Origin of the sequence: Mesorhizobium sp. M0410, from assembly GCF_040321435.1 — a bacterium.
Classification (GTDB): Bacteria; Pseudomonadota; Alphaproteobacteria; order Rhizobiales; family Rhizobiaceae; genus Mesorhizobium.
Map to the genome: position 1 here is coordinate 64,358 of NZ_JAMYRN010000018.1, position 22,366 is coordinate 86,723.

Annotated in this window: 21 protein-coding genes and 4 pseudogenes; 9 read left to right on the top strand and 16 right to left on the bottom strand. The window is 62.0% G+C overall.

Going from position 1 to position 22,366, the window contains the following annotated elements; genetic code table 11:
- Positions 1–279 precede the first annotated feature (279 nt).
- Positions 280–879, top strand: a complete 600-nt coding sequence (locus NKI63_RS23520) for a cold-shock protein (RefSeq protein WP_352750365.1) — start codon at positions 280–282, stop codon at positions 877–879.
- A gap of 116 nt (positions 880–995) precedes the next feature.
- Here NKI63_RS23520 and NKI63_RS23525 read toward each other — a convergent pair.
- The 4 genes and pseudogenes from NKI63_RS23525 to groES all read right to left on the bottom strand — a co-directional run bounded on the left by NKI63_RS23525 (position 996) and on the right by groES (position 5,528).
- A pseudogene (locus NKI63_RS23525) lies at positions 996–2,076 on the bottom strand (HPP family protein).
- A 1,093-nt stretch (positions 2,077–3,169) separates the two neighbouring features.
- Entirely contained in the window at positions 3,170–3,325 is a 156-nt protein-coding gene (locus tag NKI63_RS23530; RefSeq protein WP_352469028.1) for a hypothetical protein, read from the bottom strand.
- 185 nt (positions 3,326–3,510) lie between these two features.
- A complete protein-coding gene (gene groL, locus NKI63_RS23535) occupies positions 3,511–5,166 on the bottom strand; it encodes a chaperonin GroEL (protein WP_352823524.1) in 1,656 nt (551 codons plus the stop codon).
- Between the two features lie 65 nt (positions 5,167–5,231).
- On the bottom strand, positions 5,232–5,528 hold the full coding sequence (gene groES, locus NKI63_RS23540; protein WP_352823527.1) for a co-chaperone GroES: 297 nt from the start codon (positions 5,526–5,528) through the stop codon (positions 5,232–5,234).
- Between the two features lie 426 nt (positions 5,529–5,954).
- Here groES and NKI63_RS23545 point away from each other — a divergent pair, with 426 nt between their 5' ends.
- The gene (locus tag NKI63_RS23545) at positions 5,955–6,317 is read left to right on the top strand and encodes a S46 family peptidase (RefSeq protein WP_352823529.1); all 363 of its coding nucleotides are present in this window, start codon (positions 5,955–5,957) and stop codon (positions 6,315–6,317) included.
- Between the two features lie 4 nt (positions 6,318–6,321).
- Positions 6,322–6,925, top strand: a pseudogene (locus tag NKI63_RS23550) (S46 family peptidase).
- A gap of 803 nt (positions 6,926–7,728) precedes the next feature.
- Here the strand turns inward: NKI63_RS23550 and NKI63_RS23555 are convergent.
- From NKI63_RS23555 to NKI63_RS23605, 11 genes and pseudogenes are all read right to left on the bottom strand, one after another.
- The gene (locus NKI63_RS23555; protein WP_352750776.1) at positions 7,729–7,920 is read right to left on the bottom strand and encodes an NrtR DNA-binding winged helix domain-containing protein; all 192 of its coding nucleotides are present in this window, start codon (positions 7,918–7,920) and stop codon (positions 7,729–7,731) included.
- Between the two features lie 45 nt (positions 7,921–7,965).
- Positions 7,966–8,273, bottom strand: a pseudogene (locus NKI63_RS23560) (aspartate 1-decarboxylase); the annotation flags it as partial.
- A 59-nt stretch (positions 8,274–8,332) separates the two neighbouring features.
- Positions 8,333–9,316, bottom strand: coding sequence for a 3-oxopimeloyl-[acyl-carrier-protein] synthase BioZ (gene bioZ / locus NKI63_RS23565; RefSeq protein WP_352823530.1), 984 nt, complete (start codon positions 9,314–9,316; stop codon positions 8,333–8,335).
- Entirely contained in the window at positions 9,313–10,578 is a 1,266-nt protein-coding gene (locus NKI63_RS23570; RefSeq protein WP_352823531.1) for an adenosylmethionine--8-amino-7-oxononanoate transaminase, read from the bottom strand. The genes bioZ and NKI63_RS23570 overlap by 4 nt, the downstream gene beginning before the upstream one ends.
- Positions 10,578–11,213 (bottom strand): dethiobiotin synthase, encoded by a 636-nt coding sequence (gene bioD / locus NKI63_RS23575; protein ID WP_352823533.1) that lies wholly within the window; start codon positions 11,211–11,213, stop codon positions 10,578–10,580. The genes NKI63_RS23570 and bioD overlap by 1 nt, the downstream gene beginning before the upstream one ends.
- Positions 11,214–11,224: 11 nt before the next feature.
- A complete protein-coding gene (locus NKI63_RS23580; protein WP_352823536.1) occupies positions 11,225–12,364 on the bottom strand; it encodes an 8-amino-7-oxononanoate synthase in 1,140 nt (379 codons plus the stop codon).
- Complete coding sequence (gene bioB, locus NKI63_RS23585; protein WP_352823559.1) at positions 12,361–13,359, bottom strand: biotin synthase BioB; 999 nt, start codon at positions 13,357–13,359, stop codon at positions 12,361–12,363. Before bioB ends, NKI63_RS23580 begins: the two co-directional genes overlap by 4 nt.
- Positions 13,360–13,453: 94 nt before the next feature.
- A complete protein-coding gene (gene nadC / locus NKI63_RS23590; RefSeq protein WP_352484146.1) occupies positions 13,454–14,308 on the bottom strand; it encodes a carboxylating nicotinate-nucleotide diphosphorylase in 855 nt (284 codons plus the stop codon).
- On the bottom strand, positions 14,308–15,849 hold the full coding sequence (locus tag NKI63_RS23595) for an L-aspartate oxidase (protein WP_352823539.1): 1,542 nt from the start codon (positions 15,847–15,849) through the stop codon (positions 14,308–14,310). The genes nadC and NKI63_RS23595 overlap by 1 nt, the downstream gene beginning before the upstream one ends.
- A complete protein-coding gene (gene nadA / locus NKI63_RS23600) occupies positions 15,846–16,820 on the bottom strand; it encodes a quinolinate synthase NadA (protein ID WP_352823541.1) in 975 nt (324 codons plus the stop codon). Before nadA ends, NKI63_RS23595 begins: the two co-directional genes overlap by 4 nt.
- A gap of 66 nt (positions 16,821–16,886) precedes the next feature.
- Positions 16,887–17,855 carry an NUDIX hydrolase gene (locus tag NKI63_RS23605; RefSeq protein WP_023722073.1) on the bottom strand — a complete coding sequence of 323 codons (969 nt, stop codon included), beginning with the start codon at positions 17,853–17,855 and terminating at the stop codon, positions 16,887–16,889.
- Between the two features lie 173 nt (positions 17,856–18,028).
- On the opposite strand from NKI63_RS23605, the gene panB reads away from it, so the two are divergent.
- From panB to NKI63_RS23635, 6 genes are all read left to right on the top strand, one after another.
- On the top strand, positions 18,029–18,889 hold the full coding sequence (panB, locus tag NKI63_RS23610) for a 3-methyl-2-oxobutanoate hydroxymethyltransferase (RefSeq protein ID WP_352823542.1): 861 nt from the start codon (positions 18,029–18,031) through the stop codon (positions 18,887–18,889).
- Complete coding sequence (gene panC, locus NKI63_RS23615) at positions 18,886–19,746, top strand: pantoate--beta-alanine ligase (protein ID WP_352823545.1); 861 nt, start codon at positions 18,886–18,888, stop codon at positions 19,744–19,746. Before panB ends, panC begins: the two co-directional genes overlap by 4 nt.
- Before the next feature lie 94 nt (positions 19,747–19,840).
- The gene (locus NKI63_RS23620) at positions 19,841–20,566 is read left to right on the top strand and encodes a LuxR family transcriptional regulator (protein ID WP_352453544.1); all 726 of its coding nucleotides are present in this window, start codon (positions 19,841–19,843) and stop codon (positions 20,564–20,566) included.
- Between the two features lie 94 nt (positions 20,567–20,660).
- Positions 20,661–21,311 carry an acyl-homoserine-lactone synthase gene (locus tag NKI63_RS23625; RefSeq protein ID WP_352458529.1) on the top strand — a complete coding sequence of 217 codons (651 nt, stop codon included), beginning with the start codon at positions 20,661–20,663 and terminating at the stop codon, positions 21,309–21,311.
- On the top strand, positions 21,308–21,682 hold the full coding sequence (locus NKI63_RS23630; RefSeq protein ID WP_352508062.1) for a transcriptional regulator domain-containing protein: 375 nt from the start codon (positions 21,308–21,310) through the stop codon (positions 21,680–21,682). The genes NKI63_RS23625 and NKI63_RS23630 overlap by 4 nt, the downstream gene beginning before the upstream one ends.
- A 157-nt stretch (positions 21,683–21,839) precedes the next feature.
- Entirely contained in the window at positions 21,840–22,151 is a 312-nt protein-coding gene (locus tag NKI63_RS23635) for a DUF2285 domain-containing protein (RefSeq protein WP_352549694.1), read from the top strand.
- A gap of 132 nt (positions 22,152–22,283) precedes the next feature.
- Here NKI63_RS23635 and NKI63_RS23640 read toward each other — a convergent pair.
- A pseudogene (locus tag NKI63_RS23640) lies at positions 22,284–22,366 on the bottom strand (IS5/IS1182 family transposase); the annotation flags it as partial.

Below are 22,366 nucleotides of genomic sequence, written 5' to 3' on the forward strand. Positions count from 1 at the left end.
TGAAGAAACCCGGAGCAGGCTTTCCGCAATGCCTGATAAAGCCCTTCCAGTGCGCCCGCGCCAGCATCATCGCACTCGCACTCCAACACAACCTATGCGAGTCAGTAAATCGACTCGCCGGCACTATTGTTTCAGGGGAAATGAATCTAGTTTCAAAGGGTTCGGCCGATAGGCCGGGCACAGCTGCGGCCTTCACGGCCTTTTTGACATAAACGCGTCGCCCGATTGAGATTATCTTGACGGTAGCGCAGTGCGCCATCCATGCCAGTCGAGATGATCATGGGCAAATATCGAGACCATCGCGAGCCACGCCGGCATCGCTATGACGATGACCCCGTTTCCTTTTCGGAACGGACTTCCGAGCCAAGCTATTTTCAGCGCCCGCCGCCCGTGACGGCAGATCCTGTCGATGCGGAGGTATTGTGGTTCACAGTCAGCAAGGGTTTTGGCTTCGTCAAACTGTCGGACGGCACGGAGGCCTATCTGCACGTGCGAGTGTTAGAGGCGGCCGGAAGCCGGGATGTTGCCGCGGGAACGCCTCTCAAGATCACGGTCGAAAAAAGTCCAAAAGGTCATCAAGTCGCGCAGGTGCTGGAGATCGGCGATCACCGCGCGAAAACTCCGTCACATACGCGCGTCGCTGGAGGGACCTTCGTTGAAACCGGTGCGCAGCTGGAGAGCGGGGGCACGGTCAAGTGGTACAAACCCGAAAAGGGCTTCGGCTTCATTGCTCCTGACAACGGTGAGAAGGACGTCTTCGTTCATGCCAGCGCCCTGACGCGCTCAGGGCTCAGCGTGCTGGTGGCGGGACAGAAGGTGTTTGTCGAAGGCGGGCAAGGCAAGAAAGGCTGGGAAGTCCGGAGCATTCGCCTTGCCTAGACGGCGATGCATTGCTCGCCTCGAAGGAGATGCCGGAGAGCGTCGGGCGGCCGCCATACTGGTATCCTATTGGCGCCCCATCGGGTTCCCGGATTGAGCAAGTCCGGATCCCTATTTTATGCCGCTGCCAGCGTTGTGTCCGCCATGTGCACGCGCGCTGCCGCTGCCAACAGGTCGGTCTGGGTGATCAGCCCAATAATGCGTCGCTCGGCATCGACGATGACCACGGCATGGCTGCGGCCGTCGGTGAGCACCGGCAGCAGGCTCATGGCCGGCGTATCGGGAGAGGCGGTGCCAGCCTTCGACATCACAGCCCTCACCGCGTCGGTCGCCTTCGTCAGCTCGCGCAGGCCAACTACACCGACCAGCCCGCCCTCGGCGTCGGTCACCGGCAGCGTCCGGATGTTGTGATCGAGCAGCAAGTGACGCGCCTGGTCGGCAGGCGCATGTTCATCGACCGAAATCACATCGCGCGACATGATGTCCTCGCACAGCAGGGTCCGGTGGGAGCGCACCATCGCCTGCAACTCGACCTGCCGTAGCAGACGCTCAAGATCGTTGCGGTCGATATCGAAGGTTTCCTCCAGCGCGCCGAGCGCGGCATCGATATCCTCGGGCTGGAAGCCGACCCGCTCCCGCCGGCGGATCGATGGTTCCATGCGCGCTTTTAAGGGCGGGAGCCGCCACATGCGGATAGTTGCGCCGCGACAGTTTATGGATGCCGTAGCCGAGTGCGACCAGCACGATCGAGTTCAGCGCTACCGGAACGAAGGGAAACAGCAAGCCCGAGCTGAAGACGGCCGGTCCGCCGAACACCGCAGTTAAGGCGGCGGCGCCACCCGGCGGATGCAGGCAGCGCGTGAACGACATGGCGGCGATCGCCAGCGCCACCGCAATGCCGGTAGCAAGGACGGGTTCATGCACGAAATGCGCCACGATCACCCCGACCAGCGCCGAAATCGTATTGCCACCGATAATCGACCAAGGTTGCGCCAGCGGGCTTGAAGGCACGGCAAAGAGCAGCACGGCCGATGCTCCCATTGGAGCAACCAGCAGTGCGACATGTGGGCCAGACCCGTTCGCCAGCGCACTGATCACGCCAGTCAATGCGATGCCGATCATGGCCCCGATGCAGGCGAGCAGCCGCTCGCGCAGCGTTGCACCGGCAAGGATCGGAACAAAGAGACGAAACGCCATGGCATACCCTTGGGCGAGTGGTCGGAACTCCGCGCTCCGCAATGCAGGCAAAGCCACAGATTTGGAAGTTAAGCCAATTCGGAAAGTCGGCTCACGGGGGAAAACTTTTGCGCGAAGCGGCCATTGCCAAATGGGTGCAGACATTTTGATCAGCCAGAGGAGGCGGACGGCACGCTGATCCGCTCGAGCGCAGCTAGAGGCCAAGGGCTGCCGTGCCGCGGGCAGCCGGAAATGGGGATGGTCGGAGGTCGAGCTGGGATGGACACTAAGGAATTCAGAGGCTTCGAAAAGCGTGCTGACAATGTCGGCATGGCAAGACAAATCAGGCCCTTGTCGCTCCACTTCCGAGGCGAACTCCAGCGGAGTACGGCTTCTACGCGGTGCTTGGTCTGCCTGTCCTCGCCACCATCGGATTCGTTGGCTGCTGAAACGTCCACCAGTAGCCGCTGAGAAGACGACTGCCGCCAGTGCCGTCGTGGAACCGCTATATGACGGCGGCGTGGTTACAGAGCCGGCTCGTGTCGATCGGGCGGGGGAGCCTGATGTGACGTACATGGTCCAGAAAGTGGCCAATGAAGGTGCTGGCATCGTCAACGTGATCAGGTCACGTAATAGCGGTAACACAACCGCGACCACGAGCCTCTCAGGCGTTCGATAAGGCGGGAAAATCCGATCGCCGGACCAAGCGCGATTCCGCCACACTGCCACACACGAAACCGATCAGGTCACGTTCCAGGCTCGCCAGAAGATTGGAGCCGAGGCCACCTCGGCTGAACTCTGCCATGCCGCGGGCCGCCACCTCTCACAGCCGCGGTAGAAAACGTGGGTCAGCAGCGCCGGCATGGGCGAGCAACTCCCAAATCGCGAGCAGCGCCATCGACACCGCAAGCGGCCGCAGATGTCGGCCGATGAAGCGGAAGTCCGGCGGTGCGATGGAAGCGCCGTGCGACAGCCTATCCCGACCTGCAATCGTGATCAGGCTGATCGTGGGGTCTCCGGACGCCAGCGTTGCAGATGGTTTTAGGCAAGCGTGAGCAGGCCGTGGATCACCAATCCGGTCAGGCCGACCACGATCATGGCCGAAAGAACGAGTTCAAATTGAAAGAGCTGACGACCATAGGCCATCAGGTAATCGGAGCCCTTCGAACGATGCGATGAGTTCTACCGCAACCAGGGTCTGCCAGCCGTTGGCAAGGCCTTCTCGCAGCCCTGTAAAGATCCACGGCACGGCGGAAGGCAGCACGATCATCGTGAGTTTCGACCAGCGGCTGAACGAAAGGACACGGCCAGACCCGTCTCACGACGACGCCGTTGCGCTTCGCCGCCATCAGCTGGGTAGAGGACTTGCACCTCCAAGCTGTCGATCATGCTCGGCACACAAAAAAGGGCGGCATTGCTGCCGCCCTTTCCGCTGTAGGTTGATAGGGGGCTGGATTAGAAATCCATACCGCCCATGCCGCCCATGCCACCGCCGCCCATGCCGCCAGGCATGCCGCCGCCAGCCGACTCCTTCTTCGGAGCCTCGGCGATCATAGCTTCGGTGGTGACCAGCAGGCCGGCGACCGAGGCCGCGTCCTGCAGAGCCGTGCGCACAACCTTGACCGGATCGACGATACCCATGGCGATCATGTCGCCATATTCGCCGGTCTGGGCGTTGTAGCCGAACGTCGCGCCCTTGTTCTCAAGGATCTTGCCGGCAACGATCGATGCTTCCGCACCGGCGTTGGCCGCGATCTGGCGGGCCGGAGCCTGCAGCGCGCGACGCACGATTGCGATGCCCGCGGTCTGGTCGGAGTTAGCGCCGGTGACGGTGATGGCCAGCGAAGCGCGCAGCAGGGCGACGCCGCCGCCGGGAACGATGCCTTCTTCGACGGCCGCGCGGGTCGCGTTGAGGGCGTCATCGACGCGGTCCTTCTTTTCCTTGACTTCCACTTCGGTCGCACCGCCGACGCGGATGACGGCAACGCCGCCCGCCAGCTTGGCGAGACGTTCCTGCAGCTTCTCCTTGTCGTAGTCCGAGGTGGTCTCCTCGATCTGCTGCTTGATCTGGGCGACGCGGCCCTGGATTTCTTCCTTCTTGCCGGCGCCGTCGACGATGGTGGTGTTCTCCTTGGAGATCGACACCTTCTTGGCGCGGCCGAGCATGTTCAGGCCGACATTCTCGAGCTTGATGCCGAGGTCTTCGGAAATGACCTGGCCACCGGTGAGGATGGCGATGTCTTCCAGCATGGCCTTGCGGCGATCACCGAAGCCCGGCGCCTTGACGGCGGCGATTTTCAGGCCACCGCGCAGCTTGTTGACGACCAGCGTGGCCAGGGCCTCGCCTTCGACATCTTCCGAGATGATGACCAGCGGCTTCGAGGTCTGCACGACGGCCTCGAGGATCGGCAGCATGGCCTGCAGGTTGGAGAGCTTCTTCTCGTGGAGAAGAATGTAGGCGTCTTCCAGATCCGCAACCATCTTCTCGGCGTTGGTGACGAAGTAGGGCGAGAGATAGCCGCGGTCGAACTGCATGCCTTCAACGACTTCAAGCTCGGTCTCGGCGGTCTTTGCTTCCTCGACGGTGATGACGCCCTCATTGCCGACCTTCTGCATCGCTTCCGCGATCATCGAGCCGACCGACACGTCGCCATTGCCGGCGATGGTGCCGACCTGGGCAACCTCTTCCGAGGTCTTGATCTTCTTGGCGTTCTTGATCAGCGTCGCGACGACGTCGGCGACGGCGAGGTCGATGCCGCGCTTGAGGTCCATCGGGTTCATGCCGGCGGCAACCGACTTGTGGCCTTCCTGGACGATCGACTGTGCCAGAACGGTCGCGGTGGTGGTGCCGTCGCCGGCGATGTCGTTGGTCTTCGAAGCAACTTCGCGGACCATCTGCGCGCCCATGTTTTCGAACTTGTCCTCAAGCTCGATTTCCTTGGCGACGGTGACGCCGTCCTTGGTGATGCGCGGTGCGCCGAACGACTTGTCGATGACGACGTTGCGGCCCTTGGGGCCGAGCGTGACCTTCACCGCGTCGGCGAGGATGTTGACGCCGCGCAGCATGCGCTCACGAGCGTCGCGGGAGAATTTTACGTCTTTGGCAGCCATTTTTTACTCCTGGGCATTTCGCCCGAAATTCAGATTGGATGGTGCGGATGAAAGGCGGCGGCGTGTCAGCCGATGACGCCCATGATGTCCGCTTCCTTCATGATCAGAAGGTCTTCGCCGTTGAGCTTGACTTCGGTGCCCGACCACTTGCCGAACAGGATGCGGTCGCCGGCCTTGACGTCCAGCGGGACGAGCTTGCCGACCTCGTCACGGGCGCCGGAACCGACGGCGATGATCTCGCCTTCCTGCGGCTTTTCCTTAGCCGTATCGGGGATGATGATCCCGCCCGCGGTCTTGGATTCGGATTCGACCCGACGAACGACCACGCGGTCATGCAGCGGCCGGAAATTCGACTTTGCCATTTTTGGATTTCCCTGGTGCGGATGTTGAACGGTTCTCCGTTGCCGGAGCGTGTTTAGCACTCACCAGAAGCGAGTGCTAACGCGGCAGTGAGATAGGCCGTAGGCTCCTGCTAGTCAAGACGGAAGAGGGACGGGCGAAGAGCAAACGAGCGTGGAAGCACCGAGCCTTTTACGTGAACGACGTCGGAGATCGGACATGGATGGGGCGGCTCACCATTTGCAACTGAAGGCTTTATTCATTTGGCACGATTGGTGCAGCGAATGATCCGCAAACGTTGCGCGCGACCGATATAATGAGAGGTGAGCGCCATCAGGATTCCTGCGTTAACCGTCCACTCGGTCTTTACGGTGTGGCCGCCGCGCGGGCGCCAGGACTCCGGCCATCCCGATAGTCACCAATCCAATCTGCGGAGAACAGGAGGCAAGATGAGAGCGACAGTCAGCACGAACTCGAATTTGAAATGTTTGGCCAAAGCAACTGCCATCGCCTTGCTCTGGACGGTCACGGCTACATCGGCGCACGAAGGTATGTGGATGCCGGGCCAGACTGCGGAAGTGTGCGCGGCCATGCGCGCGGATGGGCTCCAGATCGATCCCGCCCAGCTGGGCCGTCTAGACGCTGACCCGCTCAACGCGATCGTATCACTGGGCGGATGCTCCGCCTCGTTCGTCAGTCCACAAGGGCTGGTCGCAACCAATCATCATTGCGTGTTAGAATCCATCCAATACCACAGCAAGGAGGGCCAGGACTATCTCACAGACGGCTTTCTGGCGAAGAGCCCTGGGTGAAGAATTGCCCGCGGCGCCAGGCAGCCGCATCTATGTGATCGAGGACATGCGGGATGTGACCGCCGAAATGCTCAAGAGCGTCTCGGACAAGCTGAACGGGTTTGCCCGCTATGAGCGGCTCGCCACGAACAAAAAGGCCCTGATCGCCGCATGTGAAGGACAGCCCAATCGCCGTTGCGACGTATGGCGGCGTCTCCTACTATCTCCTCCAGAAGCTCGAAATTGAGGACGTGCGCCTCGTCTATGCGCCCGCGCTCGGCATCGGCAACTTCGGCGGCCAAACGGACAACTGGATGTGGCTGCGCCACACGGGCCAATTCGGCTATTATCGCGCCTATGTCGCTCCTGATGGTTCCTCCCGGCCATATGCGCGCGACAATGTGCCTTACCGGCCGAAGAGTTGGCTACCCATAGCCTGTGAAGGCGTCAAGGAAGGCCACCTTGTGATGGTCGCCGGCTTTCCCGGCGCAACCCACCAGTTCCTGACCGTGGATGAAGTCCGGTTCAACTTCGCGCAATTCGAACCGCGGTTGCAGCGTTCGCTCTCGGATTATCCTGCCCAGATCAATCAGGCAACGGCAGGCAATCGCGAGGCGCAGATCCATTGACCGCCCGCTTCACAAATTGGCTCGGCCTAAAACGCATGGGAAAAGCAGAAAAGGCAACAGATCGGCACCAGAATGAATATGGCCGCGCGAACTGACAGACGCGCCAACAATCGGCATCTCGCATGGTCGTTGGCACTGGACGTGGCTCCCACCCTGCTGGCGCGACTCCCCATCAGGTCGTCGGGGTTTCACTGGCGAAAAAAACTTCCGCGTGTCTCTGCGCGATCCATCCCGCTTGCGCGTGCCTAGTCAACCAAAAAACTGACCATCTGCAGGATCAGGATCAGCAAAAAAAAGCCAAAGGCAGACGCCAAAACAGCTGCCACCAGGACGATGCGTTGTTTCTTCACCCACAATTCCCCCGGGAGAGAGTCTAATGATAATCCTTAAAAAAGGCGCCCTGGAACAGGGCGCCCCACGCTCATTCGTGCAAGTTTAAGTTTAGCTTGCCTGCTTTATTTAATTAGACGTTTCTTTTATGCAAACACTTTTCCAAGTGTTACTTGCACAAATCGAACGTATCGCACGTTTAGACGAACTGTACATTCGATATCGACTTTGACGCACGCGTTTACTGGCGGTACACATCCTTCACCGTTGCCGCAAGGCATTGGCCCAGGCGCGCGGCACCTCCTTCACGACAAAGGTTGAAAGCCCGTCCTCGGGCGTTTCATTTCCAAGATCACTTCGATCCACTCATACGGGCTTCCCGAGCGAGACCGCGGGTTCGGACGGTGCGAATGAATTTCTCGTTATAATCGAATTGATTATAAGGGATATTTCTACGTTGAGTATAAAGGATGTCAAGCCCGCGCCAGCGGCAATTTTGTCCGGGCGACCTCCGTTTCGTCGAGGACATGGTGGCGGAAGCGATAAAGCTTCGCCGGCCGACCGCCGGTATCAAATGCACTTTCGCCGGTCTCCGCCACCAGTTCCTGCTGCTCCATCAACCGGCGAAAGTTCTGCTGAAGCGCCCCTGCCGATCTAATCGTCAACGGCGTCCGCGTCAGCGCATTGCCATCGGTCAGAAAGCCGACGACATTGTTGATGACGAATGTAACGATCCGCGGCTTCAGAGAGGAATGCGCGCTTCGTCCAGATGGATGGAGTGGGCTGGCAGGTCCGGGCGGCCGCGCCGTTGAGGATGCAGCATCGAGAGCCGCGCTCGCCGAGGATGACATAGATCGAGATTCCCGCCGGAAGTCTTGCTCCATGTCTCCCATGAATCCATTGGCAGGATCCCGGCTTCTTCGCAGTGGTCAGGGTCGAGCGTTATCGAACCGTGGTAGTTGAGGTTTGCTTCGGTGACGTGGATGCCGTGCAGCTTGCCGGCGACTATTTTTCGCATGGTGCCCTTGTCCTATTCATCTCACAAAGTCAGTCCTGATGTTGAGCAGCTTCGCTGGGCTAAATCCCGACGACGAGCGCCCCGCCGCTGAGTCCCGCACCTGCCGCCGCCAGGAGTATTTTCTTGCCCGGCCGAAACGGCTCCGCTTGATTGGCGAGCGACAGTGAGAGCGGGATCGTCGCGGCCGAAGAGTTGCCGTATTCGGCAATCGTCTTGACAATTGCTTGATCCGCTATGCCGAGGTTACTCCCGACAGCATCGAAAATGCGAGCATTGGCCTGATGCGGCACGAACCGGTCGACATCCTGTGGTCGCACTCCGGCAGCGGCTAGCGCGCTTATCGAGCAATCGGTCATCATCTCGACGGCCTTTGCGAACACTTCGCGGCCGTCGGTCATCGTCATTCGGGTTTGCGCGAGGTCGAGGTCACCGTGGAACGGGATGTTGCTTCCTCCTGCGGGAATCTGGATCAGGCCGTATCGCGAGCCGTCCGAATCAACGGAGGCACCGAGAATCCCCCGACCAGTATCCTCGCACGGACCGATCACGACGGCGCCGGCGGCATCGGCAAACAGCACGGCGCTGGCGCGCTCAGAGGGATTGATGCGGCGGCTGAGGATATTGGCGGCGATAACAAGGCTCGCTTTGCCGTGCAGCCGGGTAAATCCGTCCGCAAACATCAGCGCATAGATGAAGCCGGCGCAGGCGCCGGTCAGATCGACAGCGCCGGCGCGGCCGAGCCCCAGCCGATGTGCGACCAGGGGCGCGCTGGGCGGCAGGAGGTGATCGGGCGTCGAGGTGGCAAGCAGCAGCAGACCGATGTCGTGGCGCGCAATGCCGGCGCTGGCCAGCGCCATGGCGCCGGCCTGCGCAGCAAGGCCAGACAGCGTGTCTTCGTCCGTTGCCCAGAAGCGCGACCGGATTCCAGTACGCCGCTCGATCCAGCCAGGTTCGAGCCCGAGATTGTTCTCGATCTCGGCATTCTCCACTTTGCGCCCAGGCGCATGATGGCCAAACCCGAGAATGCGCGACGACCTGGTCATGGCTTCGAACCGAAGCGTTCGCCGGCCTCCTCGATGGCGTCATAGAGCCCGTCCAGTTCCTCGCCGGTGATGCAATAGGGCGGCAGAAGGTAGAGGACATTGCCGAGCGGGCGCACGAGCAGGCCGCGCTCGAGGAAAAAGGCCCGCAGCTTAGGTCCGATCTCGGCCAGATAGCCGGCAGAGCCGGCGCGCAGGTCGAGAGCCAGGATCGTGCCGATCGCGCGGCTGTCGGTGAAGTTGGCATTGTCGCGAAAGCGTCGAAACCCGGCGGCCTGTCTCTTGCTCAAGGCCGCGATCCGCTCGACCACCGGCTCGTCACGCCAGATCTCGACATTGGCGAGTGCTGCCGCGCAGGCAATCGGATTGGCTGTGTAGGAACTCGAATGGAAAAACGTCTTCTTGCGATCCGCCGAATAGTGAGCCTGGAAGATGGCGTCAGTGGCAAGCGTGGCGGCCAGCGGGATGGCTCCGCCGGTCAAGCCCTTCGACGTGCACAATATGTCCGGTGAGATGGATGCCTGCTCGCAGGCGAACATCGTTCCGGTGCGTCCCCAGCCGGTCATCACCTCGTCGGCGATCAGCAGCGTGCCGGAGGCCTCGGCGATCTTCTTCAATTCGGCAAGAACCCAGGCCGGATACATCAGCATGCCGCCGGCGCCAAGCACGAGCGGCTCGACGATCAGCGCGGCCGCGCGCCGGTCGCGGGAGACAGCCTCGAACCGATCCAGCGTTTCCTGCTCGCGCCCGGCGGCCGGGAAGGGGATAGTGTCGACCTCGAACAGCAAAGGCTCGTAGGCGGCGTTGAACACGCCACGGGCACCGACGCTCATCGTGCCGATCGTGTCGCCATGATAGCTGTGCTCCATGACGACGATGCGCGAGCGCGGCGCGCCGATGTTGCGGAAATAGCCGAGCGCCATCTTCAGCGCGACTTCGACGGAGGTGGAGCCGCTGTCGGAATAGAACACCCGGTCGAGGCCGGGAGGAGCGAGGCCGATGAGCGCCTCGGCCAAGCATTCGGCAGGCTCGTGCGTGAAACCTGCGAAGATGATCTGGTCGAGGCTCGAGGCGGTCGTCTCGATTGCCTTTATAATGCGGGGATGGCGGTGGCCATGCGTGACGACCCACCAGGAGGAAATGGCGTCCAGAACGCGCGCGCCATTGGCTTTGTGGAGATACGCGCCTTCAGTCAGGACGATTTCAGGGATCGCCGGCTCGAGCGCGTGCTGGGTGAAGGGATGCCACACACGGGATTGCGGCATCATCCGCCTCCGGCAATCAAAGCGAGGTCGAAGCCGGCAATCATCGCTTGTCTCAGCGTTTTGTCCGTCAGCGGATCGAGGTGCGGCAGCCTGCCGAGTTGCGGCACGTCGCCGAATTCCACGATCGTCCGTTGCGTATCGGTCATCTCGTCGCCGATGAAGGCGATGCCAGCCAGCGGGATAGCGCGCGCCCGCAGGGCCTCGATCGACAGCAGGGTGTGATTGATTGTTCCGAGCGCGGTGCGGGCGCACAGAATGACCGGCAACTGCCATTGCTCGAATATGTCGATGAACCTTGTCCGGCGGTTCAGCGGCACCATCAGCCCGCCGGCGCCTTCGATGACGAGCGGTGTCGGCAGGACCGGAAACGAAAGATCGGCAGCCTCGATCGAAACGTCGTCGATTTCGGCCGAACGATGCGGCGAAAGCGGGCTCTTCAAGCGGTAGGCTTCCGGCAGCACGCGCCCCGACGGCAGCCCGGCAAGCCGTGCAACCGCCTCGCTGTCGGTCTCGCCGTCGATGCCCGATTGCACCGGCTTCCAGTAGAAACCGTCAAGCAGGCCGGCAAGCCCGGCCGAAAACACCGTCTTGCCAATTCCGGTGTCTGTTCCGGTGATGACGATGCGCTTGGTCATGTCGCCTCCGATCATGTCTGAGCCAACACCTCGACGAGCGCCTCGACCATGGCGGAAATGTCGGCTTCGCCGATATTGAGCGTCAGTGAGATGCGCAGCCGCGACGTGCCCTCGGGCACGGTCGGCGGACGAATGCCGCGTATGTCGAAGCCGCAGGCCTGCAGGCGCGCCGCCACTGCCATGGTGCGCCTGAGATCGCCGATCACCAAGGGCTGGATCTGAGAGCCACTTGGTATCACGCCGCAGCGATCGACCAATTGGCGGCCTGCGAGGGCGACGCGTTCATGCAGCTGAAAACGCCGCATAGGCTCGTCGGCGAGCATTGCGAGCGCTTCGCGCGCCGCGACCGCCATCAGCGGCGATGGCGCGGTGGCGTAGATGAATGGCCGGCAACGGTTGATCAGATACTGGCACAGTGTCCTCGGCCCGGTCACGAGCCCACCAGATGCGCCGAGCGCCTTGCCGCAGGTGTGGAGCGCGACGATGTTGTCGCGGCCCTCGAAAGCGGCGGCCAGCCCCCGGCCGTCCGGTCCCCAGACGCCGGTCGCATGCGCCTCGTCAATGACGATGAATGCGTCGTGCCGATCGGCAAGCGCGGCCAGGCTCTCCAAAGGCGCGCAATCGCCATCCATGCTGTAAAGGCTTTCCACCGCGATCCAGACGCATCCCATGCCGCCTTCGGCGCGCCAACGCTTGATCGCGTCCTCGACAGCATCGACGTCGTTGTGCGCGGCCAGCTTGAACTCGGCACGTCCGGCCTGTGCCCCCTCATGCATGCTGGCATGGGCGAGCTCATCGAGGATCAAAAGGTCGCCCTTCTGCGGCAGCGCCGTCAGCAGAGCGAAGTTGGCGATGTAGCCGCTGCCGAAGAACAGCGCGCGGTCGGCTCCAAAGAATGCCGCCGCGTCTGCCTCGAGCTGCTCGTGTTCCGGCGCATTGCCGCGCAACAGCCGCGACCCGGTGGCGCCAACCGGCGTGCCACGCGCAATCGCCGCCGCAACCGCTTCGCCAAGTCTTTTGGAGGCGGCAAGCCCGAGATAGTCGTTCGACGAGAAGTCGAGCCCGGCGCGCGGCTTCAGCGTCCGCAGCCGGTCCTTGCGCGCCAGTCCCTGCAAGGTCGCCTCATAGGGGGCAAGCGGTGCCCCGTTCATTGCGCCTCGAGTTCCATCGGCTCGATGCCAAGGCGCCGGAACAGCAGGGTATCCTTGTCCTCACCGGGATTGTCCGCCGTCAGCAGCGTGTCGCCGACGAAGATCGAGTTGGCGCCGGCAAAAAAGCACAGCGCCTGCATCTCGTCGGTCATGGCCGTACGGCCGGCGGAGAGACGGATATGCGATTTGGGCATCATGATGCGCGCCAGCGCGATCACGCGCACGAATTCGATCGGCTCGATGGGCTTGGCGTCGGCAAGCGGGGTGCCGGGGATCGGGATCAGCATGTTGATCGGAACGCTTTGCGGATGTTCCGGCAGGTTGGCCAGCGTCACCAGCATGCCGATCCGGTCCACCGGCTCCTCGCCCATGCCGACAATGCCGCCGCAGCAGACCTTGATGCCGGATTGGCGAACGTGCTCGAGCGTCTCGAGCCGCTCGGCAAAGCTGCGCGTGCTGATGATCTCGCTATAGTAGCGTTCCGACGTATCGATGTTGTGGTTGTAAAAGTCGAGACCAGCCTGCTTCAGTCGAGCGGCTTGCTCAAGATCGAGCATGCCGAGCGTCATGCAGGTCTCCATGCCCAGCGCCTTGACGCCTTCGACCATCGCCACCACCGCATCCATGTCGCGCGCCTTGGGGTTTCGCCAGGCCGCGCCCATGCAATAGCGGGTGGCGCCGGCGTCACGCGCTTTCTTCGCTTCGGCGACGACGTGCCGGACCTCCATCAGCTTCGACGCCTTCAGGCCGGTCTCGTGATGCGCCGACTGGCTGCAATAGCCGCAATCCTCCGGGCATCCGCCCGTCTTGATGCTGAGCAGCCGGCTGAGCTGGACCTTGTTTGGATCGAAATTCTGGCGGTGCACGGTTTGCGCGAGGAAGAGGAGATTGTTGAAGGGGGCATCGTGAAGTGCCCGAGCCTTCTCCAGGGTCCACGCTCCAGGGTCAGGGGATTGAGCCTGTGGCGATGTCTGCGTTGGACTGGCTGTTTGCATGTCCATGCTGTTCCTCCGGTTCTGCCTTGCTTTGCTGTCTGATTGATGACGATCGGAAGGACAGTTGACTCGATCCTGTTCGTCCCTCAGGCAATCATGGGCCCCAATAGTCGAGGCCGATATCCAGGATCGGCGCGCTGTGGGTCAGTCGGCCGACTGAAATCAGATCAACGCCGGTCGCGGCAATCGCTCGCGCTGTATCGGATGCGATCCCGCCAGAAGCCTCGGTGATAGCACGGCCGCCAACGATTGCGACGGCGCGGCGAAGATCGGCGAGGGACATGTTGTCGAGCAGAACCGCATCGGGAGCGAAGCCAAGTACCTCCTCCAACTGGGCCAGCGTATCGACCTCGACTTCGATCTTGACGAGATGACCGGCCCGTCTTCGTGCTCGCTCGAGCGCCGGGCGAACGCCGCCTGCGATGGCGATGTGGTTGTCCTTGATCAGAATTGCGTCGTCGAGGCCGAAGCGGTGATTGGATCCGCCACCCGCGCGCACGGCATATTTTTCGACTGCCCGCAATCCGGGCGTCGTCTTGCGCGTGCAGACGATCTTCGCGCCATATCCACGAACCGCAGCGACGATCGATGCCGTTGCTGTAGCGATGCCGCTCAGATGACAGAGAAAATTGAGCGCCGTCCGTTCGGCTGTGAGAATGGCCCGGGCCGGACCACTCACCGTTGCAATGACCTCTCCATCCATGACATTGCAGCCGTCTGCCCGCTCCACCGAGATTTCGACATCAGGATCAATCAAGCGGAAAGCGAGCATCGCCAGATCGAGGCCGGCGACAACTCCGGACTGGCGCGCCGCCAGCACGGTTCCCGCTTGGTGTGCCTTCGGCACGATGGCCTCCGTGGTCAAGTCGCCGGCTCTGCCAAGGTCTTCAAGAAGAGCTGCCCTTACAAGCGGCTCAAGCATGACCGTGGGAAGCGGTGAGAGCGTCATCACTTTGCCCCTTCGAGGCTTGGCGAGTTTCCGAGTTCCCGCGCAGCGGCCAAGGCGGCTTCGAGGGTGATTTCGGACCGTCGGGCGACAGTCGCATGATGAGGAAAATCTGTCCGGTAATGAGCGCCGCGGCTTTCTTGGCGCAACAAGGCGGCAACCGCGATCATTAGCCCGACAGCCGCCGCATCCGAGGCCGCGTCCAGGCTTTCGGCGAGCGGCAATAAGGCACGTGCGGCTGCTTTCAGACCTTCACCATCCCGGACGATGCCCAGTGCACGCGACAGGAAAACACGCACGGGTATCGGAGCGGGCGATGGGTAAACGTCGGCAACCGCAGGCCTTGTTCTGCGAGCAGGCGTTCCGGCGACACTTTCAGCGACCCAGCGCGCGCACACGACGGCCTCGGTCAAGGAATTGCTGGCGAGCCTGTTGGCGCCATGCAGTCCTGTCGAAGCGACTTCGCCGCAGGCCCACAGCCCCTTGACGGACGTCCTACCGGAGCCGTCCACGGCAACGCCACCCATGTGATAGTGTTGGGCCGGACGAATGGGGATGAGATCGCGCGCGGGATTGATGCCCGCTCCACGACAGGCTGATGCGATTGTCGGGAACTGTCGAGCAAATTCCGGGCCAGGCCGTTGCCGCGCGTCGAGAAAAACACGGTGGCCGTTGGCAAGATGGTTCCAGACGGCGCGCGCCAAGACATCACGAGGCGCGAGTTCCGCCCCTGGCACGCTCTGGAGAAAAGCTTGGCCGGTTTCGTCGATCAGGGCAGCACCTTCGCCGCGGACGGCCTCGCTGAGCAGCACCATAGGGCGTTCCGGGCCGTCAAGCGCGGTCGGGTGGAACTGGATGAACTCGAGGTCGGCAAGGACAGCTCCAGCGCGGGCCGCAAGCGCCAGGCCCTGTCCACAACTGCCCGAAGGATTCGTGGTGTCGAGAAACAGTCCCCCGATCCCACCGGTGGCGAGGACGACCCGCCGTGAGCCGAAGAAGACAGGTCCTATCGAACCGCTCGCCCAGACGCCTCGGATCGCATTCTCTCGCACCGCCAGCCGGCGCGCTTCCACGCCCTCCACGACAACAATCGAGGGAGTGGAACGCACAGCCGCGATCAGGGCACGCATGATCTCACGCCCGGTGCCGTCACCATGCGCATGAACGATGCGACGTCGGCTGTGTGCGGCCTCCAATCCGAGGCACAGTGATCCTTTCGGCGTACGGTCGAAGGGAACCCCAAAGCCCGCAAGCCCCTCTATCGCCTTGGGCGCGGCTTGGAGGATGCGGCTCGCCACGTCTCTGTCGCAGAGACCATCCCCGGCGGCAAGCGTATCGGCCAGGTGCAGTGCCGGATCGTCGTCTTCGCCGAAACTTGCAGCCAGACCACCCTGTGCCCACGTGCTCGAATTGTCAGCTCCCAGCAGCGTCCTGGACAGAAGCAGCACCGGCTCCGGCGCCAGTTGAAGCGCGGTCATCAGTCCGGCGATGCCGCCGCCGATGATGATGGGCCGCCCGAAGAAGCTGCGGACATCGGCGCTCAAATTGCCAGCATCCGTTCGACCGCAAGCCGCGCGCGCCCGGCGATCCCGGGTTCGATGGTTACGATATGGTGGTTCTGCTCGAGCGCCATGCGGATGTTGGCAAGCGTGATCCGCTTCATGTGAGGGCACAAATTGCAGGGCCGGATGAACTCGACCTCTGGGTGCGCTAACGCGACGTTGTCGCTCATCGAGCACTCGGTCATCAGCATGACACGTGCCGGCCTTTGCCTTTCGACATAGTCGGACATGGCAGCGGTCGAGCCGGAAAAATCTGCTTCAGCCACGACGTCGGGCGGGCATTCGGGATGCGCGAGCACGATCACGCCGGGATGGCTTTCGCGCAACTCGCGGATGTCGGCCGGTGTAAAGCGCTCATGCACCTCGCAATGCCCTTTCCAGGCGATGATCTGCACATCGGTCTGGGCGGCGATATTCTGGGCCAGATATTCGTCCGGCAACATGATCACCTGGGGAACGCCAAGGGATTGGACGACCGCCTTGGCGTTGCCGGATGTACAGCAGATATCCGACTCGGCTTTCACTTCGGCCGACGTGTTGACATAAGTGATGATCGGCACGCCGGGATAACGCTGGCGCATCAAGCGCACGTCTTCTGCCGTGATCGATTCCGCCAACGAACAGCCTGCCCGCAGGTCCGGAATGAGCACCGTCTTTTGCGGATTGAGCAGCTTGGCCGTTTCGGCCATGAAATGTACGCCGGCCAGCACGATGACTTGCGCCTCGATCGTCGCAGCCGTGCGGGCCAGTGCCAAGCTGTCGCCGACGATGTCGGCCACGCAATGGAAGATCTCGGGGGTCTGATAGTTGTGCGCCAGGATGATGGCGTTGCGCTCGCGCTTCAGTGCAAGGATCGCCTCGATATCCTCGACGAAAGCCGGCCATTCGATCGGCGGGATCACTCGTCGGACGCGCTCGTAGAGAAACGCGGTCGCAGGCAGCATGGCGCTCATCGACCCCTCCAGCTTATACTCTAGTTGAAAATAACCAGCATATACTTGCTGTGAGTATAAGCGATGTCAACCCCGCGCCAGCGGCAATTTTGTCCCGGCGATGACCCTCTCGTCGAGAACGGCGTGGCGGAACCGGTAAAGCTTCGCTGGCCGGCCGCCGGTCTCCGCGGTTGCCTCTCCGGTCTCTTCGACCAGCTCCTGCTGCTCGATCAGCCGGCGAAAGTTCGGCTTACGCACGAGCCTGCCGGCAAGCGCCTCCACGGTTCGCTGCAGCTGCAAAAGCGTGAAGACCGGCGGCATCAGCTCAAAGACGACCGGCCGGTATTTGATCTTGGAGCGCAGCCGCGCAATGCCGGTCGCCACGATGCGGCGATGATCGGCGACCATAGACTTGCTGGGCACCAGCGGAGGCAGCGTCGCGTCCCGTCCGCTTCCGGCCTCTTGGACCAGGCCTGCTTCGTAGACTAACTCATAGCGTTGAAGCGTGAGTTCCTCGTTCCAAAGGCGGTCGTCGAAGCCGAAGGCTATCGTCGCCCGCTGCCAGCGTTCACGTCGCGTGGCCGCGTCGCTGACGCCGTCTGCCCATTCAATCAGGCGCGGTCGCAGAACGTCCAGCACGACCGGAGGCGTGCCGGAGCGGTGGTCCTCCCATGGAAAATATTCATACCAGCTCTGCCAGCCGCACTTGGGCGAGCCAGCTGCCTGTTCCTTGCGGGTCAATGCGAGATAGCTGATGGAGATGACGCGCTGCTGGCGCTCGGCGCCGATGCGATCCCGATCCGCAAAGGTGTAGAGTTGCTCAATATACCCCAGCGGATGGCCGGTCTGCTGCTCGACCCACCCCCTCAAACCGGATTGCAGCGATCGGTGCTCAAGCGCAAATGGTCCGGAGGGCAGGGTGTCCGCCTGGCCGATGGTGAGGACACAGGGTTCACTGTCGTTTACGGCGACGACAAAGGCGATCAGGTCCACTTTGACTTCGTCGGCCTTGACGGCGGCTCTGTCTTTCCTGGGTCCTTTTGCCTGATCGTCCATGTTCGCGAAAGTGGTTGGCCAGCTCGGGGGCGCCTGAATCGATTTAAGTGTAAGCGCGCCTGTCCGCACGTCAACACCGCACAGCTGCACGGCCATTTTTAGCTCTTCGCACTTGCACAAAAATGTGGCAAACGCGACACCCGCGGTTGGTAACGTTGGGGAAGGAGGGTCCATTGAGTGCGTTTGGTGACACCAAGGCGGTCACACCGCCGGATATTCGTTCGCGCAAAGGTGGGACGCCGCTCGTCTGTCTTACCGCCTACACGACCCCAGTCGCCCGGCTTGTCGATCCCCATTGCGATGTGGTGCTGGTCGGCGACAGCGTCGGCATGGTTCTCCACGGCCTGCCCTCGACGCTCGGTGTGACGCTGGAGATGATGATCATTCACGGCCAGGCCGTGCGCCGTGGCCTCGAGCAGGCGCTGATGGTCGTCGACCTGCCGTTCGGTTCCTTCGAGGAAAGCCCCGAGCAGGCTTTCCGCAATGCCGCGCGCGTCATGGCCGAGACCGGCTGCGCGGCCGTCAAGCTCGAAGGCGGCGAAACGATGGCAGAGACGATCGGCTTCCTCGCCGCGCGCGGCGTGCCGGTCATGGCCCATGTCGGCTTGACGCCGCAGGCGATCAACACCATCGGTGGCTACCGCGTGCAGGGCAGAGGCGGGGATGCCGAGCGCATCAGGCGCGACGCGCTTGCGGTGAGCGAAGCGGGCGCCTTTGCGGTCGTGCTGGAGAAGGTTCCCGAGGCGCTCGCCCGCCGGATCACCGGGGAGGTGGCGACCCCGACCATTGGCATCGGTGCCTCGGCAGCCTGTGACGGCCAGATTCTCGTCGTCGACGACATGCTGGGCCTCTTCGGCGACTTCCGGCCCAAATTCGTCAAGCGCTATGCTGAAATGGGGGAGGCCGCTGCGGCTGCGATCGCGGCCTATGCGCGGGAAGTGAAGGAGCGCCAGTTTCCGGCCGCCGAGCACGTGTTTGCCGATGCGCGCAAGCCCGCCGACGCGGACGCCACCAAGAGCGGAGAAGCAGCGTGAGCGTGCCGATTGTCAGGAGCGTTGCCCAGCTTCGCGAAATTGTCGCCGCATGGCGCCGCGAGAGCGTGAGGATTGCCGTGGTGCCAACGATGGGCGTCCTGCATGAGGGCCATCTCAGCCTGGTGCGCGCGGCACTCGAGAAGGCCGACCGGGTGATCGTGACGCTCTTCGTCAACCCGAAGCAATTCAACAGCCAGGCCGATCTCGCCGCGTATCCGAGCACCGAGGACGAGGATGCCGCCAAGCTGGCACCGCTTGGCGCGCACCTGCTTTATGCGCCGGATGCAGAGGAAATGTATCCGGCGGCCTTCGCCACGACCGTTTCGGTGTCCGGTGTCAGCGAGGGCCTGTGCGGTGCCTTCCGGCCGGGACATTTTGATGGCGTGGCGACCGTCGTCGCCAAGCTCTTCCTGCAGACCAGCGCTGACTTCGGCTTCTTTGGCGAAAAGGACTTTCAGCAGCTTCAGCTAGTCAGGCGTATGGCCCGGGACCTGGATATTCCAATCACCATTGTTCCTTGTCCGACAGTCCGCGAAGCCGACGGTCTTGCACTATCATCGCGCAATGTCCGGCTCTCGCCAGCAGAGCGTGCTGTTGCCCCCGAGCTATCATCGGTCTTGCTCGAGACGGCTGAGCGGCTTGCCCGCGGCTCGCCCGTCCTGCCAACGCTTGCCGAAGCGCGCGCAGCAATTCTGGCTGCGGGCTATCGCGAGGTCGAATACCTGGAACTTCGCGACGAGGCAGATCTGCGACCCATGACAAGCCTTGACCGACCTGCACGCTTGCTTGTCGCGGCCTGGCTCGGCGGCACACGGCTCATAGACAACGTCAGAATATCACGGGTTTCAACAGATTAACGGGGTTCTCGGCACGCGCTGTATCCGTCCGGGATCGTTTAAAACAAGGTCTCTGCCTGGCATCGAGCGATCACGGAGGTTACGCAAAGCGCAAATGCATCGCGTGTTTGAGAACTTCGTTGAGCAACTGTCTGCAAGTGTTGATGCTGCCGATCTCCGTGAGGCAATGGCATCCGCCGCAGCCGGCTTCGATTTTCCGCTATTCGCCTATTTCACTTACCCGTCGGCCCCCGGCGACGCCCCGCAATTGATCTCAAACTATCCTTCATCCTGGACATCACGTTATCTGCAACAGCGGTACCACAGTCTTGATCCGGTCATCCTGCGCGGGCTGCAAGGCTGGGATACTTTTGATTGGGGTGTGGATCGCGCTCGGCACTGTCTGCCGAATTCGCAGCAACAAATTCTGGAGAGTGCGGCTGAGTTTGGCATCCGCGGCGGCCTGACGATGTCCATGCATGATCATTGCGGCCGGTTTGCTGCCCTGACCTTTGCTTCCGACGAGTCCCGCCCGCCTCTGTTGCGGTCACTGACACGTTACGAAAAAGCATTGCAGCTGGTGGCCATCAACTTTCATATCCATGTCCGGCGCAGGCTCGCCGACGATCGCGTGGTGGATGGTGTAACGCTCACCCCGCGGGAGTTCGAGTGCCTGAAATGGGCGGCGCGCGGCAAGTCGGCTTGGGTTATCAGCCAGCTTCTCGGCGTCTCAAAGCGCACCGTGACCTTTCATCTGGAAAACGCCAAGGCAAAGCTTGGCGTTCGAACGATCAACCAGGCCGTTGCACGACTGGCTGCCTCCGGCCAGGCGAGATCCTGATTCGTCGGCCACGATAGCTGTAAACCTCTACAGGCTGCATCGCTGCCGGCTTTGCCCTTCGATGGCGGGAACACATTCCCGCACGGAGGCGACCATGATGCAGCTGATAACACCAGACCTTTACGACGAGTTCGCAAGCGAGCTCAAAGAGATGCACGGGCTGAGGTTTCGGGTGTTCAAGGAAAGGCTCGATTGGGAAGTTGATACCGAAGACCAGATGGAAACAGACCCGTTTGATGGTCTGAAGCCTGTCTATCTGCTCCTCAAGGGATCCGACTGGCGAATTCGCGGTTGCGTGCGTCTTTTGCCCAGCACCGGACCCACAATGTTGCGCGACACGTTCCCGGTGCTGCTGGGTGCTGACGTCGTGCCCTCGACCTCCGACATATGGGAGAGCAGTCGTTTCGCGCTCGATCTTCCTCCGTCGGCGCCCAAGGCAGCGGGCGGACTGGCCCAGGCAACCTACGAGCTCTTCGCGGGCATGATCGAGTTCGGCTTGGCCAAGGATCTGACCCGGATAGTAACGGTGACGGACACGCGCATGGAACGGATCCTTCGCCTCGCGACGTGGCCATTGTCGCGCATCGGACAACCCAAGTCCGTCGGCAAAACGGAGGCGGTGGCCGGGTTTCTCGAGATTTCCCGCGCGAGCCTTTTGCGCATCCGCAGCAGGGGACGTCTGAGCGGACCGGTACTGTGGCAACCGGTTCTAGGCCCGTCGGCATTGTGGACACCTGAGCCGTGAAGGATGCTGGTCTGCCCAAGGAAGCGACGGTCGGTCTTGTATGCTGGCCGGACTGGCGTCGTCACGAAGCTTACCACTACGCCAGACGATTGCCACGCACTGCCTGGGCCTGGGAGTTTCTTCGGCGCAATCCACAATTCCAGCGCGACCACGCCAAAATGGCACCGTCCGCCTGCATTGTCGGAGCCCAGGCCGACATGAACATAATCGAGTTGACGACAGGATCATCTTTCCTAAGACAATGGAGCCTCCTTTTTCGCGGACGCGCCACAGTCGGACGCTACGTCGGCAAGGGTCTTTTGGGATCCGCGCGACTGCGCCCGTATTCTACGAGCGGCCGCGGAGCTGGTTGGGCTCGACCACGATTTTGAACCGCTTGATCTTTCGTCGCTCTCATGCTGCAAGGACATCCTGCTGACACCTGCCGGCGTGCAGCACGTGCTGCTGAGGGAGGACTGCCGGAGTCTGCAGATCGCCCTTTCCGGTGCATCCGTTCTCCGCCCGTTGCGGCTATATGTCGACGCGATCGTGCAGCCGCAGCACCTGAAGTTCCATGTCGCTGCCCTTCAGTTCCTGAACGACATCAGTGGTTGCGGCCGCCTGGCAGCTGCTTGCTTTCCGCCGGAACCCCGCGGAGCGCGTCTGCGTATCGTGCTCCAGGCTTTGGATGGCTCGCTTGCGGGAGCATCTCATCAGGAGATCGCCATTGCCCTGTTCGGGAGACGCCGTGTCGAAGAAGATTGGTCTCATCCAGGTAGCCATCTTCGCGATCAGGTGCGTCGCGCCATCCAACGTGGCCGCTACCTGATGGGCGGTGGCTATAGACAGTTCCTGATGTAATTCGGGTGACAGCTCGGTGATTGTCTTATCCGAAAACGGGCAGGCATCAATCTCCATTTCTCACTGCTATTGTGCCTTGTACAAAACGTGACACGCGCCTAGTTCTTCCGCTGCGGGAATCGGGTTTGAGTAGGCCGTAGACTCATAAGCGCGAAGCCACAGTCGCATTGAGGCGAGTTGGATCATGGCGAGGAAGTTGGCTGCCAGTTTGTCGT

Coding starts and splice junctions, on each gene's coding strand:
- nadA (WP_352823541.1), bottom strand. CDS start 16,820: ATGAGCGCCATGCTGCCTGCGACCGCGTTTCTCTACGAGCGCGTCCGA.
- bioB (WP_352823559.1), bottom strand. CDS start 13,359: ATGCAAACAGCCAGTCCAACGCAGACATCGCCACAGGCTCAATCCCCT.
- bioZ (WP_352823530.1), bottom strand. CDS start 9,316: ATGACCAGGTCGTCGCGCATTCTCGGGTTTGGCCATCATGCGCCTGGG.
- NKI63_RS23580 (WP_352823536.1), bottom strand. CDS start 12,364: ATGAACGGGGCACCGCTTGCCCCCTATGAGGCGACCTTGCAGGGACTG.
- groES (WP_352823527.1), bottom strand. CDS start 5,528: ATGGCAAAGTCGAATTTCCGGCCGCTGCATGACCGCGTGGTCGTTCGT.
- NKI63_RS23620 (WP_352453544.1), top strand. CDS start 19,841: ATGCATCGCGTGTTTGAGAACTTCGTTGAGCAACTGTCTGCAAGTGTT.
- bioD (WP_352823533.1), bottom strand. CDS start 11,213: ATGACCAAGCGCATCGTCATCACCGGAACAGACACCGGAATTGGCAAG.
- groL (WP_352823524.1), bottom strand. CDS start 5,166: ATGGCTGCCAAAGACGTAAAATTCTCCCGCGACGCTCGTGAGCGCATG.
- NKI63_RS23520 (WP_352750365.1), top strand. CDS start 280: ATGGGCAAATATCGAGACCATCGCGAGCCACGCCGGCATCGCTATGAC.
- NKI63_RS23605 (WP_023722073.1), bottom strand. CDS start 17,855: ATGGACGATCAGGCAAAAGGACCCAGGAAAGACAGAGCCGCCGTCAAG.
- NKI63_RS23545 (WP_352823529.1), top strand. CDS start 5,955: ATGAGAGCGACAGTCAGCACGAACTCGAATTTGAAATGTTTGGCCAAA.
- NKI63_RS23570 (WP_352823531.1), bottom strand. CDS start 10,578: ATGCCGCAATCCCGTGTGTGGCATCCCTTCACCCAGCACGCGCTCGAG.
- nadC (WP_352484146.1), bottom strand. CDS start 14,308: ATGACGCTCTCACCGCTTCCCACGGTCATGCTTGAGCCGCTTGTAAGG.
- NKI63_RS23530 (WP_352469028.1), bottom strand. CDS start 3,325: ATGATCGTGCTGCCTTCCGCCGTGCCGTGGATCTTTACAGGGCTGCGA.
- NKI63_RS23625 (WP_352458529.1), top strand. CDS start 20,661: ATGATGCAGCTGATAACACCAGACCTTTACGACGAGTTCGCAAGCGAG.